This is a genomic window from Streptomyces sp. NPDC053079, from assembly GCF_044546695.1.
Taxonomy (GTDB): domain Bacteria; phylum Actinomycetota; class Actinomycetes; order Streptomycetales; family Streptomycetaceae; genus Streptomyces.
Window position 1 is genome coordinate 1 of record NZ_JBITZJ010000002.1, and the last position, 14,899, is coordinate 14,899.

Annotated in this window: 14 protein-coding genes and 1 rRNA gene; 5 read left to right on the forward strand and 10 right to left on the reverse strand. The window is 70.0% G+C overall.

The genetic code is table 11. From position 1 onward, the window contains the following. The first annotated feature begins 148 nt into the window (after positions 1 to 148). Positions 149 to 265, forward strand: a 5S ribosomal RNA gene (gene rrf, locus ACIGXW_RS07155). Between the two features lie 88 nt (positions 266 to 353). Here rrf and ACIGXW_RS07160 read toward each other — a convergent pair. After that, a complete protein-coding gene (locus tag ACIGXW_RS07160; RefSeq protein ID WP_399572450.1) occupies positions 354 to 1,295 on the reverse strand; it encodes a hydroxyacid dehydrogenase in 942 nt (313 codons plus the stop codon). 197 nt (positions 1,296 to 1,492) lie between these two features. On the opposite strand from ACIGXW_RS07160, the gene ACIGXW_RS07165 reads away from it, so the two are divergent. From ACIGXW_RS07165 to ACIGXW_RS07175, 3 genes are all read left to right on the forward strand, one after another. After that, complete coding sequence (locus ACIGXW_RS07165) at positions 1,493 to 2,716, forward strand: sensor histidine kinase (protein ID WP_399572452.1); 1,224 nt, start codon at positions 1,493 to 1,495, stop codon at positions 2,714 to 2,716. Continuing rightward, complete coding sequence (locus ACIGXW_RS07170; RefSeq protein ID WP_399570884.1) at positions 2,713 to 3,369, forward strand: response regulator; 657 nt, start codon at positions 2,713 to 2,715, stop codon at positions 3,367 to 3,369. Before ACIGXW_RS07165 ends, ACIGXW_RS07170 begins: the two co-directional genes overlap by 4 nt. 174 nt (positions 3,370 to 3,543) lie before the next feature. After that, positions 3,544 to 4,710, forward strand: coding sequence for a serine hydrolase domain-containing protein (locus ACIGXW_RS07175; RefSeq protein WP_399570886.1), 1,167 nt, complete (start codon positions 3,544 to 3,546; stop codon positions 4,708 to 4,710). Between the two features lie 30 nt (positions 4,711 to 4,740). Here ACIGXW_RS07175 and ACIGXW_RS07180 read toward each other — a convergent pair whose 3' ends face one another. The 6 genes from ACIGXW_RS07180 to ACIGXW_RS07205 form a co-directional block, all read right to left on the reverse strand. After that, on the reverse strand, positions 4,741 to 6,363 hold the full coding sequence (locus tag ACIGXW_RS07180; protein WP_399570888.1) for a type VI secretion protein: 1,623 nt from the start codon (positions 6,361 to 6,363) through the stop codon (positions 4,741 to 4,743). A 1-nt stretch (position 6,364) separates the two neighbouring features. Further along, positions 6,365 to 7,777 (reverse strand): ATP-binding protein, encoded by a 1,413-nt coding sequence (locus tag ACIGXW_RS07185; RefSeq protein WP_399570890.1) that lies wholly within the window; start codon positions 7,775 to 7,777, stop codon positions 6,365 to 6,367. A gap of 10 nt (positions 7,778 to 7,787) precedes the next feature. Next, a complete protein-coding gene (locus tag ACIGXW_RS07190) occupies positions 7,788 to 9,347 on the reverse strand; it encodes an SCO6880 family protein (RefSeq protein WP_360916889.1) in 1,560 nt (519 codons plus the stop codon). Next, positions 9,344 to 10,729 carry a hypothetical protein gene (locus ACIGXW_RS07195; RefSeq protein WP_399570892.1) on the reverse strand — a complete coding sequence of 462 codons (1,386 nt, stop codon included), beginning with the start codon at positions 10,727 to 10,729 and terminating at the stop codon, positions 9,344 to 9,346. Before ACIGXW_RS07195 ends, ACIGXW_RS07190 begins: the two co-directional genes overlap by 4 nt. Next, positions 10,719 to 11,576, reverse strand: coding sequence for a hypothetical protein (locus ACIGXW_RS07200; protein ID WP_399570895.1), 858 nt, complete (start codon positions 11,574 to 11,576; stop codon positions 10,719 to 10,721). The genes ACIGXW_RS07195 and ACIGXW_RS07200 overlap by 11 nt, the downstream gene beginning before the upstream one ends. 207 nt (positions 11,577 to 11,783) lie before the next feature. Then, positions 11,784 to 12,092, reverse strand: coding sequence for a hypothetical protein (locus ACIGXW_RS07205; RefSeq protein ID WP_071965919.1), 309 nt, complete (start codon positions 12,090 to 12,092; stop codon positions 11,784 to 11,786). A gap of 325 nt (positions 12,093 to 12,417) precedes the next feature. Here ACIGXW_RS07205 and ACIGXW_RS07210 point away from each other — a divergent pair, with 325 nt between their 5' ends. Then, entirely contained in the window at positions 12,418 to 13,713 is a 1,296-nt protein-coding gene (locus ACIGXW_RS07210; RefSeq protein ID WP_399570897.1) for a serine/threonine-protein kinase, read from the forward strand. Between the two features lie 6 nt (positions 13,714 to 13,719). On the opposite strand, the gene ACIGXW_RS07215 is transcribed toward ACIGXW_RS07210, so the two are convergent. The 3 genes from ACIGXW_RS07215 to ACIGXW_RS07225 all read right to left on the reverse strand — a co-directional run bounded on the left by ACIGXW_RS07215 (position 13,720) and on the right by ACIGXW_RS07225 (position 14,885). Further along, positions 13,720 to 13,938, reverse strand: coding sequence for a DUF397 domain-containing protein (locus ACIGXW_RS07215; RefSeq protein ID WP_071965917.1), 219 nt, complete (start codon positions 13,936 to 13,938; stop codon positions 13,720 to 13,722). Between the two features lie 82 nt (positions 13,939 to 14,020). After that, positions 14,021 to 14,392: a YwqJ-related putative deaminase gene (locus ACIGXW_RS07220; protein ID WP_399570899.1), complete on the reverse strand. Its 372-nt coding sequence runs from the start codon at positions 14,390 to 14,392 to the stop codon at positions 14,021 to 14,023. Positions 14,393 to 14,405: 13 nt separating this feature from the next. Beyond that, positions 14,406 to 14,885, reverse strand: a complete 480-nt coding sequence (locus ACIGXW_RS07225) for an SUKH-3 domain-containing protein (protein ID WP_399570901.1) — start codon at positions 14,883 to 14,885, stop codon at positions 14,406 to 14,408. Positions 14,886 to 14,899 lie beyond the last annotated feature (14 nt).

A 14,899-nucleotide genomic window follows, 5' to 3' on the forward strand; every position in this document is an offset into this window, starting at 1 on the left:
GGTTGATAGGCCAGGTGTGGAAGACCGGTAACGGTTGGAGCTGACTGGTACTAATAGGCCGAGGGCTTGTCCTCAGTTGCTCGCGTCCACTGTGTAGGTTCTGAAGTAACGACCTGTGTCAATGCCGGGTTGGTTAACTTCATAGTGTTTCGGTGGTCATAGCGTTAGGGAAACGCCCGGTTACATTCCGAACCCGGAAGCTAAGCCTTTCAGCGCCGATGGTACTGCAGGGGGGACCCTGTGGGAGAGTAGGACGCCGCCGAACAAATTGTGAAGCCGCAGGCCCTGAGTCTTTGACTCGGGGCCTGCGGCATTTTTGCGTTCAGGGTGATTCCGTGTGCGTTCAGGGTGCGTTATGCCAGGCGATCGAGGTCCTCCCTCCGCACCTCGCCCCGCAGCCGGTGCCCGCGCACCCAGCGTCTGACCTCCTCCACCGCGTACGCGCCGAGCCGGCGGACCTCGCTGCCCTGTGCTCCCGCGATATGCGGCGTGACCAGAACATTCGGCATTCCGAACAGCGGATGCCCTGGCGGCAGCGGCTCCGGATCGGTGACGTCCAGAAAGGCGGCCAGGCGTCCCGAGGCGCATTCCCGCACCAGAGCCTCCGTGTCCACGAGCGTGCCGCGCGCGGTGTTGACGACCGTGCCGCCGTCCGGAATGAGGGCCAGGCGTGCCGCGGTCAGCAGACCTCGAGTCTCCGGCAATTCCGGTGCATGGAGGGTGATGATCGAGCTGTTGCCGCACAGGGTGTCGAGATCGACGGCCGTGGCTCCCAACTCCCGGGCTTCCGCAGCCGATACATACGGGTCGTACAGCAGAATGCGATATCCGGCATCCGCCGTGCGCAGCCGGTCCATGACCAGACGGCCGATGCGCGAGGCCCCGACGACACCGACCGTTCGGGCGTCGGCGCCCCTGCGTTCGTGGAAGTCCGGCCACTGGGATACGGCCGAGTACGCGGCAGCGGCGGGGAGAGCCCTTTTCGAGGCCAGGACGATCAATGCGTAGGTGTAGTCCGCGACCGGGCCCGCATTGGCGGCCGCGGCGGACGAGACGACGATTCCCCGCTCCCAGACGGCCGGCGTGAGCAGCCATTTGACCGAACCGGCAGCGTGAATGACGGCTCGCAGCCGAGGGGCCCGGCCGAGGAGTTGCTCCGTGAGCCGGGGGCTTCCCCAGCCCGTGAGCAGGACGTCGGCACGGGCCAGTTCGTCCTGGTCGGCCACGACACCGAATTCCGCGAGCCGGGCGCGTAGGTCTGCGGGGAGCACGGCCGTGGCCTCGTCCGTACCCATGGCGATCACGATGGTTCGGGCGTCCTCCATCATGCGCTGCCCACTGCCCGCCGCGTGGCGAGCGAAAACGTGCTGAGCGACATCGTGCTGAGCGAAATCGCGCGTGCAGGCGTTGTCCGCGTCATTCGGGCACGCGAGGATCGGTGAATGCACCAGATCGTCACGGCCGTTCGGGCCGCCCGGCCGCCGAGGGCCGGATGCCGTCCCTGATACTCCGGCTCCGTCCTTCCAACCCGTGGGCCGTCGACGCCCTGATCACCGCCGTCGTCCAGGCCGCGGTGACGATTCCCTTCGTCGTACCGCGCCCGGCCGACGCCCCGCCCGCCACCTGGCCCATGTACGGCATGACCACGCTGACCGTGCTGCCTCTGCTCTGGCGTACGCGGGCGCCGTTCACCGCCTTGCTGTGCATCACGGCCGCCGGCTTCGTCTATCTGCCGCTGGAAGGGCCGGGGCAGCCGATGCCGTACAGCCCGGTGGTGGCGATCTTCAGCGTTGCCGCCCACGCGGGGCTCCGGCAGCGGCGGTTCACCATCGGGCTCGGCCTTCCGCTGGTCGCGGTGGCCGTGGCCCTCAAGACGAACACGGCCCGCGAGTACCTCTTCTCCTACTTCCTCTTCGGCATGGTGTACGTGCTCGGGGTGCTGGCCCGCACCCGTCAGGCCTACACGGAGACGGTCGAACTGCGGGCTGCCGAGCTGGAGAAGGCGCGGCAGGTGGAGGCGGAGCGGGCGGCGGAGCGGGAACGGGCGCGGATCGCGCGCGAGATGCACGACATCCTGTCCCACGCCGTGAGCCTGATGATCGTGCAGGCCGAGGCGGGGCCCCTGGTCGTACGGTCCGATCCCGAGCGGGCGGAGGCGGCCTTCGACGCCATCGCGGGGGCGGGGCGGGACGCGATGGTGCAGTTGCGCCGGATGCTCGGCGTGCTCCGGGACGATCCCTCGGATGGCAGCGAGCCCGGCGGATCGCGCAGCCCGCAGCCCACGCTGGCCGGGATCGAGGACCTGGTCGCCGCCGTCCGGCGTACCGGGCTCTCGGTGACCTGCGGGGTGGACGGGGACCCTCGACCGCTCGCCCCGGACGTCCAGGTGACGGTGTACCGGGTCGTCCAGGAGGCCCTCACCAACGTGCTCAAGCACGCCGACGCCTCGACCGTGTCCGTACGCCTCACATGGACGCCGGACGGCCGTCTCGGCGTCACTGTCGAGAACGACACGGTCGACGACGCCGTGGGTGCGCGGGAGGGGCGTACGGGCGCCGGAGGCGGCCGTGGGCTGATCGGCATCCGCGAGCGTGCGGCGGCCCATGGCGGGACGGCTTCCGCGGGGCCCGGGCCCGGCGGCCGGGGGTTCCGCGTTGCCGTGGACCTGCCCGTCGTGTTCTCCTCTGGCTCGGAGCGCTCGGAGGTGCGAAGTTGACGATCCGTGTGGTGGTGGCCGACGACCAGGAGCTGGTGCGCGGCGGCTTCGCGATGATCCTGGTGGCGCAGCCGGACATCGACGTGGTCGCGGAGGCCGGCGACGGGGTCGAGGCGGTCGAGGCCGTGCGGCGTCATGCGCCGGACGTCGTGCTGCTGGACATCAGGATGCCGCGCATGGACGGCATCGAGGCGGCCCGGAAGATCTGCGCGGAACCCGGGACCAAGGCCGTCATGCTGACGACGTTCGATCAGGACGACTATGTGTACGAGGCGTTGCACGCCGGCGCGAGCGGCTTTCCCCTGAAGGACGTACGCCGTGACGATCTCGTGCACGCGGTACGGGTCGTGGTCGCGGGGGACTCGCTGCTGGCGCCCTCGGTGGCCCGGCGTCTGGTCGCGGACTACGTCGGGCGCGGTCCGCAGCGCGGGCCCTCGCCCGAGCTGGGGGCGCTGACCGCGCGCGAGAGCGAGACGCTCGTCCTGCTCGGGCGGGGGATGTCGAACGCGGAGATCGCGGCCGAGCTGGTCGTCAGCGAGCACACCGTGAAGACCCATGTGAGCAATGTGCTGTCGAAGTTGGGGCTGCGCGATCGCATACAGGCGGTGATCTGCGCGTACGAGACCGGCCTGATCGCGCCCGGTCGGCTCTGACCCCGGCTGTCCGGCGCGAGGCCGTGCGCGTCCGTATCCCTCGCGCGAGGGATACGGACGGGCCGTGGAACCGCTCGCGTCGGCGATTCGCCGGGCGTCGCCGGTCTCCAGGATGGAGCACGTCAGCAAGTGCTCCATCGAGACCTGGGGGAACCCGTCGTGCACCGAAGCCCTGTGAGAGCCGTCGTCATCGCCGCCGCAGTCGTCGCCATGAGCGCAGGTGCGGTCGCTCCGTCGCTTGCCGCGCAGGCCGCTGAACGAGCGCCCGGGCACGCGCCCGCGCACGCGCAGAAGCTCACTCCGTCGGCCTCGGACGCACTGCGCAAGGCCATAGCCGGGCTCCCGGACCCGGCGGTCGCCACCGCCGCGCAGGTGCGGCTCGGCGGCAAGGAGGAGAGCCGGCAGGGCACCTCCGGCGAAGCCGACATCCGGACGCACCGCGCTCCGAAGGGGGACGAGCGCTTCCGGGCCGGCAGCATCACCAAGACGTTCACGGCCGCCGTCGTGCTGCAGCTCGTGCACGAGGGGAAGCTGAGCCTCGACGGGACCGTGCAGCAGTACCTGCCGGGTCTGCTGCCCGCCCGCTACCCGGACGTCCGGGTCAGGCACCTGCTGAACTACACCAGCGGCCTGCCGAGCGCCGACGGCTCCCAGGCTTCCGATTTCGCGCACCGGTTCACCAGCTGGGACCACCGGGAGCTGGTGCGGCGGGGCTTCGGCAAGCCCATGGAGTTCACTCCGGGGACGCGGCAGCACTACTCGAACATCGGCTACAACGTGCTGGGCCTGCTGATCGAGAAGGTCACCGGCCGTTCGTACGAGAGCCAGATCCAGGACCGTGTCGTACGCCGTGCCGGGCTGACGGACACGTACAGCCCGGGCGATGACCCGACGATCCGGGGCCGGCACACGCGCGGCTACCAGAGGGTGAGCGGGCCCGGCGGTTCCGCCGGGCTCGTCGACGTCACCGAGTGGAACCAGTCGATCACCTGGGCCTCCGGCGATCTGATCACGACCACCGCCGACCTCGAGCGCTTCACGGCCGCGCTCTTCCGGGGCCGTATCGTGCCGAAGCCCGAACTGAAGCTGATGTTCACCGTCCCTGACGTCCCTTCGTACGAGGACGGCGGGAAGGCGTCCCACTCCAGCGGCATGAGCCGCATCGAGGTCGGTGACAGCGTCGTCTGGGGCAAGTCGGGCGGCCGCTACGGCTACCTCAACGGCTTCGGCGCCACCGAGGACCTCTCCCGCACGCTCGTCTACTCGGTCAACGCCACGGACGCGAAGAGCGAGCAGCGCAATCCGGTGGTCGACCGGATCATCGCCGCGGCGGGTTTCTGACCCCCGCGGACGCATCAGCGCGCCGGGGCCCTACCGGGGCGAGAGGGTGTGGCGGGGCCAGCGGGCGCGGGCCTGTTCCTCGGAGCGCATCAGGGCGAAGGTGGGCAGGCCCTGCGCCTCCCCGCTCTCCAGCAGCTCCGGGAGGGCGGGGAGCGGGGCCACGGCAGCCACGTCGTCGAGGACGAGGGTGAGTGGTGGGTCGAGCCGGCCGGAGGATGACCGTTCGGCCATGCGGCGGCCGCGCTCGACCACGCTCGAGGCGAGTGCGGTGAGCAGCGGCATCGCACCCGGGCGGGTGCGGGGATCCTCAATCGCCTCACCCACCACGTACAGCGTTCCCCCTTCGGCGATGAATGATTCCGATGCCGACGAATTGGCTCGATTGGGGTTGCACGCGTCGCGGATGTGGACCGAGGCGAGCGCGCCGAGGGCCCGTGCCGCCAACTCCTGGGCCATGTCGCGGCGCTCGGGATGGCCGGTGAGGGCGGACTCCAGCTCGCCGGCCGTGCCGCCGGTGGCCTTGGGGTTCGTACGCAGGATGCGGACGGGCTCATGGGCCGACGTGCCCTGTGCCCAGCGGTGCACCTGGCGGAAGGGGCGGCCGTCCACAGCGGCGGCGTGCAGCCAGCAGCGCAGCAGGGTCTCGGCTGTGTCGGCGGTGGCCGAGTCGAGGGCGCTCAGCGGACGTACGGGCGCGAGCAGGGCTGCCGCGCGGGAGGCGGCCGCCGCACGGGACTCGCAGCCGGTGGTGGGGTTCCAGCGGAGGCGGTCGGGGGTGTCGAGCAGGTGGGCCGGGTCGAAGACGTGGACCGGGCCCAGCTTGGCGCGGGGCGCCTTGGTGTCGGCCCAGAGCCCGGGGTCGCTGGTGACGACGAGCACGGGGCCGGTGGCCTCGAAGACCGCGCGGGTGGCGGGGCCGCGGCGCTCGGTGGTGTAGACGAGGTGCCGGGGGGTCTCGGGGGCGGGGGCGGGAGGCTGGGGGCGGGGGGAGCTCGGGGCCGGCGCTTCGGGGGGTGTGGCGGTGACCGCGGCCGGTGGTGCTGCTGAGGTCGCCGCCGCTGCGGTTGCTGCGGTCGGCGCGTGCCATAGGCCCGGGGCGGGGCCGCCTGGCGCCGGGGCCGTCGCCATCGGTGCCGTTCCTGCGGCCGGTTGGCTCTGGCCGGGAATTCCGCCGTGAGCCTGGCTCTGGACCTGGGCCTGGGCCTGGGCCTGGGCTTGGGCCTGGGCCTGGGCTTGGGCCTGGACCTGATTCGGCCCCTGTCCCGGCCCCTGCCCCAGCTGTCCTTGCCTCCGTGCCCGCGTCCCCCGCCACCGGGCCACCGTCCCGATCACGAAGGTCATCAGGACCACCGTCACCAGGACCTCGCTGACGAGGATCCCCCAGAACAGCCCGTACCCCGACAGCTCGTCCGGCGACGTCTCCGACCAGGCGGCGGGCAGGTCGCGCGGCTGCGTCATGAGGTGCCGCAGGGCCTGGGGCGTACGGGTGAGGGAGACGCCCTCCGGCCAGGCGCCGTGCGCGAGGAGGGCCGCGAGGCCGGTCGCCGTCCAGACCAGCAGGGTCAGCCCCAGCAGGAAGGCGAGGATGCTGACCAGGAGGCCATCCGGAATTCCACGTTCCGGTGCGGGTTCCCGGTCCCGTATGGGGGCCACGTCACGCCACCGTCGGCTCGGACCCGTAGGGCTCGTCAGTTAACCGCGCGTCCAGGGCCGCGGCCGCCCGCTCGGCGGCGGCCGCCTCGGCCGCGAGCTCGCGCGCGAAGTCACCGTCCTCCGTCATGGCCCGGTCGGTGTAGACCAGCGGGCGTTCGGCGTCCGTGATGAGGTGCTTGACGACCTGCACGTTGCCGTTGACGTCCCAGACGGCGATGCCCGGCGTGAGCGTCGGAATGATCTCGACCGCCCACCGGGGCAGGCCCAGCACCCGGCCCGTGGCCCGGGCCTCGTCCGCCTTCTGGGCGTAGACGGTCCGCGTCGAGGCCATCTTCAGGATCGCCGCCGCCTCCCGCGCGGCTGCGCCGTCGACGACGTCGGACAGGTGGTGGACCACCGCCACGAAGGACAGGCCGAGCCGTCGGCCGAACTTGAGCAGGCGCTGGAAGAGCTGGGCGACGAAGGGCGAGTTGATGATGTGCCAGGCCTCTTCCACCAGGAAGATGCGCTTCTTGCGGTCCGGCCGGATCCAGGTGTGCTCCAGCCAGACGCCGACGATCGCCATCAGGATGGGCATGGCGATGGAGTTGCGGTCGATGTGGGAGAGGTCGAAGACGATCAGCGGGGCGTCGAGGTCGATGCCGGCCGTCGTGGGGCCGTCGAACATGCCGCGCAGGTCACCGTCGACCAGCCGGTCCAGGACGAGCGCCACGTCCAGGCCCCAGGCCCTTACATCGTCTATGTCGACATTCATCGACTCGGCGGACTCGGCCTCGGGGTGGCGCAGTTGCTCGACGATGTCGGTCAGGACCGGCTGGCGGTCGAGGATGGTGTCGTTGACGTAGGCGTGTGCCACCTTCAGAGCGAAGCCGGCCCGTTCGTCGAGGCCGCGGCCGGTGGCGACCTCGATGATCGTGCGGAGGAGGGCGAGCTGGCCGGTCGTGGTGATCGCCGGGTCGAGCGGGTTGAGCCGGATACCGCCGTTGAGGGCGGCCGTCGGGTCGAGCCGGATGGGGGTTATGCCCAGCTGCTGCGCGATGAGGTTCCACTCGCCGACGCCGTCCTCGCCCTGGGCGTCCAGGACGACGACCTGCCGGTCGCGGAAGCGCAGCTGGCGCAGGACGTACGTCTTCTCCAGCGCGGACTTGCCGTTGCCGGACTCGCCGAGGACGAGCCAGTGCGGGGCGGGCAGTTGCTGACCGTAGAGCTGGAACGGGTCGTAGATGTAGCCCTTGCCGGAGTAGACCTCACGCCCGATGATCACGCCCGAGTCGCCGAGGCCGGGGGCCGCGGTGGGGAGGTAGACGGCCTGCGCCTGACCGGTGGAGGTACGGACGGGCAGCCGGGTGGTTTCGACCTTTCCGAAGAGGAAACTGGTGAACGCGTCGGTGACGGCGGCGAGCGGATCGAGCACGGCATTGCCCCTATCGTCGGATGCCGGTCGCGAACGGCAGCGTGTTGACGAACGCCCGGTGGTGCTCGCGGTCGCACCATTCGAGCTTGAGGTAGCTCTTGCCTGCCGACGCTCTTATGGTCCGCTTGTCGCGCGCCAGCGCCTCCGGTGAGCGGGACGAGACGGTGATGTACCCGACGAGGTTGACGCCGGCCGCGCCACTGGCGAGGTCCTCGCCGCGCTGGTCGACGCGGGAGTGGTGGGCGACGTCGCGCGGGTCGACGACCCGGTTCATCTTGGCGGCGCGGGAGGCGTCCGCGTCGTCGTTCGTCTTCTCGGTGAGCATCCGCTCGATGGCCACGTCGGTCGGCTCCAGGTCCATGCAGACCGCGACCGTACGGATCACGTCCGGGGTGTGGACGAGGAGGGGCGCGAGGAAGTTGACGCCCACCGGCGTCATCGGCCACTCCTTCACCCACGCGGTGGAGTGGCACCAGGGCGCGCGCGTGGACGACTCGCGCGTCTTCGCCTGGAGGAAGGTGGCCTCCATGGCGTCCAGTTCCGCCGGCCAGGCGTTCCGCTTCGTCATCGCCTGGATGTGGTCGATGGGGTGGTCCGGGTCGTACATGGAGTGCACGAGCGACGCGAGCCGGCCCTGCCCGAGCGGCTGGCGCACCCGGATGTCCGCCTCGGCCAGTCGTGCGCAGATATCCGTCAGCTCACGGGCCATGACCACGGCCAGTCCCGCGTCGCGGTCCAGCCGGCGCTTGCCGCCCTCGTGCCGGGACGCCCGGGCGATGGCCTGCGCCTCGGCGGCCAGCTCACGGCCGTAATGCATGCAGGCGACGAGGTAGGCGCGGTGCTGCTCCGAGGACGTCGACACCATCGACTGCAGCTGGTCGTACGAATCCTTCAGCCACTCCGGCGCCGTGCCGTCGCCGCGCCGCTCGACGTCCTTGGCGTGCGCGTCGGGGTCGGCGGGGAGCGTACGGGCCAGCATCTGGATGCGGGTGACGTAGCCGTCCCCGTTGGCGACATGCTTCAGGAGCGTGCCGAACCGCTCGACCAGGGCCTCCTGGTCCTCCGAGTCGCGCAGCCCGACGCCCGGGCCCTCGATCTCGATGGCGGCGGTGACGGTACGGCGGTCGGCGTGCAGCAGCACGGCGATCTCGTCGGGCCCGAAGGGCGCCGAGAGCCAGTTGATCCGCCCGATGCCGGGCGGCGGACCCACCTCGACCTCGCGTCCGTCCAGACGCGTGCCCGCCTCCATGGTGCCGGAACGGTACGTCGTGCCCCGGCGCAGCGTCCGTTTGTACGACCGGTTGATTTCAAACCACTTGTAGAACGTGCGGTTCTTGTACGGCACGTAGACGGCGGCCAGCGCCAACGCCGGGAAGCCGGTGAGGGTGAGGATCCGCAGGGGCAGGATCGGCACCAGCAGCCCGGACATCATGCCCAGGAACGCGCCCGCGATGATCAGCGCGATCTCGCCGGTCTCGCGGTTCTTGCCGACGACCGCGTTGGGGCGCGCACGGCCGATCAGATACGTACGGCGGGCCGCGATCGGCTGGGACTGGGCCGGGACCGTCAACTCCGCTCACCTCCGGATGTATTGCTCGTGCTGTTGTTCTGTGCGCGGGGCGCGGGGGCCGGTGCTGCGGAGGGAGCGCTTCCATTGCCGCCGTGGCCGCCGCCGGTGGCGGCGGGGCGGGCACTGTGGGCGGCGACACCGCCGGAGACGGGGTTGGCCGGTCGGGCCTGCTGGGGAGCGCCGCCGTTGCCGCGGGCGCTGTGGGTGGTGATGCCCTGCTTGACGAGGGCGGCGGGGGAGGAGATCACGGCGGCGGCCTGGCGGGACGCCGCGTCGTTGCTGGCGTTGCGGCTCTTGACGATCTCGTCGCCGAAGCCGGGGACGAAGCGGTAGATCATCGCGCTGGCGAAGATCGCGAGAATGATGATCGCGAGCCCGGACACGACGGCTGAGAAGGCGGTCGGCCCGTCACCGGAGGACAGCGCTCCGGCGAGACCGAGCACGATCATGATGATGGGCTTCACCAGGATCACCGCGATCATGATCCCGGCCCAGCGGCGCACGTGGCCCCACATGTTCTTGTCGACGAGCCCCGAGTACACGGCCGTGCCGAGCAGCGCGCCGACGTAGAGCAGGGCGGCCCTGATGACCAGCTCCAGCCAGAGCACGCCGGCGGCGAGGACGGACACCAGGGAGACGACGATCAGCATGATCGGCCCGCCGCCGATGCCCTCGCCCTTCTTGAGGGCCTCGGCGAAGCCGCCGAAGAAGGCGTCGTTGTTGACCCCCGAGCCGCTGGCGATGACGTCGGTCACGGCGTCGGTGGCCGATACGACGGTGTAGAGCACGAGGGGGGTGAACGCGGACGCCAGCACCGTCAGCCACAGGAACCCCACGGCCTCGGTGATCGCCTCCGTCACGGGCACGCCCCGTACGGCCCGCTTGGCCACGGCCAGCAGCCACAGGACGAGGGTGAGGATGGTGGAGGCGGCGAAGACGACGGCGTACTGGCGGAGGAAGGGCGCGTTGGTGAAGTCGACGTTGCCGGTGGAGCGGATGGCCTCGGAGAGCTTGCCGATGATCCAGGAGCCGGCGTCGGCACAGCCTTTGGCCAGGGAGGCGAGGGGGTCGAGGGCGGCTTGGTCGGAGGGGGGCGTCACACTGCCGGAGCCGCCGCTGCCGCCTTTGCCGCCTTGGCAGTACTCCTTGGCGGGGCCGACGATGAGGTCGCAGTTGTCCTTGGCGGACGCGCTCGGGCCCGGCGTCGGTGTCGCGTTCGGTGTTCCCGTCGGTGTGGGCGTTGCGCCGGGAGACGCACCCGGGGAGGAAGGAGGCGGCGACGGCGCGGCGACGGCGCGGGACGCCAGGAGGATGAGGCTCGCCTGGGCGCTGGTCAGGACAGCGGCGAGCCGAAGGCTGCGTCGGGGGGGCTTACCGGGCATAAGTAAACCCTCCGTACTGCTCGACTGCCTTCGCGATCTCATCGGCGTTGGATGCGGTCCTGTCGCTGTTGACCGGGGCCGGGCCGTCCTTCTGCGAGAAGCCTTCGGCCTTCCAGTCGTCGTTCACCCAGCGCAGGTTGATGGTCATGGTGAACCAGTCGTTGGCCACCGGGTTGGTGGAGCTCGTCCCGGCAGTCCCGAACGCTCCTGTGCACCAGACCTCGACGGATGCGGCCGCATCGCTGTAGGCCGTGGCCTTGGTCCCCACGGGGGCGGTGCGCGACACGTAGATCATGCCCTTGGCGGCCTCGCCCTTCTCGTTCAGTCCGAGCTTGGACAAGAAGTCCTTCGAGTAGGCGGCGTCGAGTTTGCCCTGGAGTTCGGTGACCTTGTCGCTGACGAAGATCTGCGGAACGATCGCGTGCCGTCTCTCCGGCTTGAGGATGTCTGCCGACACCAACGCCACCGCGAAATTCGCCGCCGCGGACTGCGCCCCCTGCTCCGAGTGGGCGAACCCGGAAGCGATTCCTCCGGTCTTGCCGTCCACCGGCTTGACGCCCGACGGCGCGGTCGCCTCGCTGCGGGCGCCCTTGCCGCCGTCGCCGCCGCCCTCCGAGCCGCCGGAGCCGGAACCGCCGCCTCTGTTGGCGAAGGCGATGGCGGCGATGAGCAGCACGACGACGCCGACCACCGTCATCAGGCTCCGGCTGGAGGACCGCCCCGCGCGCCCGCCGCGGCCGCCACCGCGCCGCGGTGGGGCGTACGGGTCGACCTCGCCCTCGGGGAGCCGCGTACGCGTCACGTGCTGATCGCCGCCACTGCCGTAGCCGTCGTCGCCGAGACTCATCGCTCGCCTGCTCCCTCATACGTCGTGGCTGGCTTGCCGCCCGTATATGACGGTAGCGGTGTGAAGGGAATCCGGGGGGAGGACGAGGGGGAGTGAGGGGGCATCAGGTGGCAGCCTCGGTGCGGGGGGACTCGGGGACGAGGGGGTCTGCGCGGGGGCGATGCGCGGTGGGGCAGACGGGGGCGGAAGGGGGGCGCGTGGGGCGGCTCAGACCGCCATGCCGTAGACGATCGTGAACAACGTGCCGAGCGAGCCGATGATGAACACACCGGTGAGACCGGCGACGATCAGGCCCTTGCCCTGTTCCGCGCTGAAGGTGTCGCGAAGCGCCGTGGCGCCGATCCGCTGCTTCGCCGCTCCCCAGATCGCGATCGCCAGGCACAGGAGGATCGCTGCTGCCATGATGACCTCGATCATCACGCGGGCCTCCTGGCCGAGTTGGCCAAATGGACCCCATTTCGGGGCGATTCCCCCAATGATGAGGTTGATGTCGCCCTTGCCGGCAGCCAAAAACATTTCTAACTCACCGCCCCTTATGGGTTGTTGTATCCCCTCTGCCGCACGGCAAAGGTCAGGACCTATCTTCGCCGACGATGCCGCCCTTGCATGTCGATTTGGCGGCAATTTTTGTCGGGACCCGTATGGGTGAGCGGTGGTACCGCTCTGACCTGCGGCGAAGCCCTGTTGTCAGTGGGGAGCCCTAGGGTGACTCTGTGTATCACGCGTATGGACGCCGAGCAATGTTCGGTGGGGCAGGGGGGCGCGGAGATGTTCAAACGACAGTGTGTTCGGTGGGTACTCTTCGTGATCGGCGCATGGGTCGAGATCAAGGGTGGTACGGGTGCTGGTTGCCGGTCGTTACCGGTTGGGGGAGCCGCTCGGCCGGGGCGGCATGGGCGAAGTCTGGCAGGGCCACGACGAAGTGCTGGGCCGTCAGGTGGCGGTCAAGCTGCTGCTGGGCGACGACGGCGACGAGTCGGCCGCGATCCGCTTCCGGATGGAAGCGCAGACGGCCGCCCGCCTGAATCACCCTCAAGTCGTCGCGGTGTACGACTTCGGCGAGTGGGAGGGCCGCTTCTACCTGGTCATGGAGCTGGTCAAGGGGCCGAGCCTGGCCGCCGAGCTGTCCGCGCAGGGCATGCTCGCCGTGCCGCGCGTCGCCGACCTGGCCGCTCAGACGGCCTCCGGCCTGGCGGCGGCGCACCGGCAGGGTGTGGTCCACCGGGACGTGAAGCCGGGCAACCTCATGGTCGACGCCTCGAGCGGCGCGCTGAAGATCGGCGACTTCGGCATCGCCCGCTTCGTCGACGAGACCTCGGCCGGGCTGACCCGGGCGGGCCAGATCGTCGGTACGAGCACGTACCTCGCCCCCGAACGGGCCCTGGGCCGGACCGCGGGTCCGGAGTCGGACGTGTACGCGCTGGGATGCGTGCTGTACCAGCTGCTGGTCGGCCGGCCGCCGTTCTGGTCGGACAGCCCGACCACGTTGCTCTACATGCACGTGGACACCCCGCCCGAGTCGCCGCGGCTGCGGCGCGGCGAGGTGCCGTACGCCTTCGAGGCGTATCTGCTGCGGATGCTGGCCAAGCAGCCGGAGGAGCGGCCGTCGGCGCAGGAGGTGGCGGACTTCTTCGCGGGCTCGTCCTGGCAGGACACCCCCCAGCCGCTGCCGCCGCCCGTCGCGCCGCCCGTCGCGCCGGCCGCGATGCCGCAGGCGCCGTTCGCCCGGCCTGCCGCACCGGCCCCCTTGCCGCGGGCGCCGTTCGCGCCGCCTGCGGTGCCACCACCGGCGGCGCGGCAGGAGAGGACGACGACCTACGCGGCGGTTCCTGCGGCGAACCGGAAGAGAAAGGTGCTGCTCGGCGCCACGGCCGGCGTGGTGGCCTTCGTGGCGGCGGCGCTGATCGGTGCGTCACTGTTCGAGTCCGACAGCGGCTCCGACAGCCCGCGCCCGGCCCAGGCGCCGAGCACCGCTCCGCATGCCGACCTCGACCCGGACGCCGGTCCCGCACAGGAGACGAGGCGGCCGAAGCCGGTGAAGCCGTCACCGTCGTCGAGCAAGCACAAGAAGCCGTCGAAGCCGAAGTCGTCGAAGTCGCCGAAGCGGGAGGAGGTCGATGACGACGACCGGGCCTGAGGGCCGTCAGTCGTCGAGGCCCTCAAGGCCCTCGACGAAGTGGTCGAACTCCCCGGCCTTCACGCCGAGGACGAAGGCGTCCCACTTGGCGTCCGTGGTCACGACGACCTTGCCGGGGTTGATGTTCTCCCGGATGTAGACATTGCCGTCGTCACCGAAGGCGACCTCCAGATACTCGGTGACCGTCTCGTCGTCGGTGGCCGGGATCCAGTTGAGCTCGGGCACGTCCTGCCCTCCTCGCGGGGTGGGATGTTCGGATGAACGCCGCCGCTCACCATAGAGGAGGAGCCTGCGTCCGGGCTCGCGATCAAGCAGGCTCGTGGATCTGTACCCCGAGCGCCTCCAACAACGCCGTACAGGACCGGCAAGGCCGAGTCGGCTGACCGTGCTCGGGATCACCATCGGGCCGGATCTTCCGGGACATGATGATCGCTCCCTGGAAGTGAGGCAGAGCCTCCGCGAGGGTGGTGGTACGGCCGTCGTGACGCTCCGAGTCCAGCGCCCGAAACTGGTCGGAGACGAGGGCGGACTCGGCACAGGTTCCGATGTAGCGCTCGCGCTGGTCGGCCGGCAGGCTGTCAAGGAATTCCTGCACGGCCGGATGCAGTTGGGGGACGCCCTCGCCGAAAAGGCTTGTGAGACTGACGATCGTGCCCTTTACGAGCAAGGAAGCAGCCACGGATGGAGTGATGTCAGACAAAGAAATCCTCCGCATCAGGGCGAGACTTTCCGCTCAACGCACGATCAAACGCTTCGTATTCGTTCTCGCCCAGAAAGTAACCGCCGGTGTGATGTAGGTAGAAGAATCGACCGATCTCGTCAACGAGCCAGATCCCGAACTCGTGAGTTTCGTAGCCTACCGGGAAGATCTTCTTGCCCAGTCCTTGGGCAAGTTCATCGAACGCTTCCACGTCCCCGTCGTATCCTGCTGTCGGGTCGAATTTCAAAGCGGCTTCAAGTGGCGCCCACGGGTACGGAAGCTCAAGCTCCCCGTAGGAACGAATGAAGCGGGTCGCCGTCTCGAGGTCGCCCAGATGCCAGCCCTGACGCGCGGCATCCTCGACTCTGATCCGAATAAGATCATCAGCCATCGAACCGATGTCGCGGCTGGGAGACCAGCCGTTTGAGGTAAGCCAATCGGCAACCTCAGCGGTGTGCTTGCTCAGTGTCACAGAACGAATCCCTT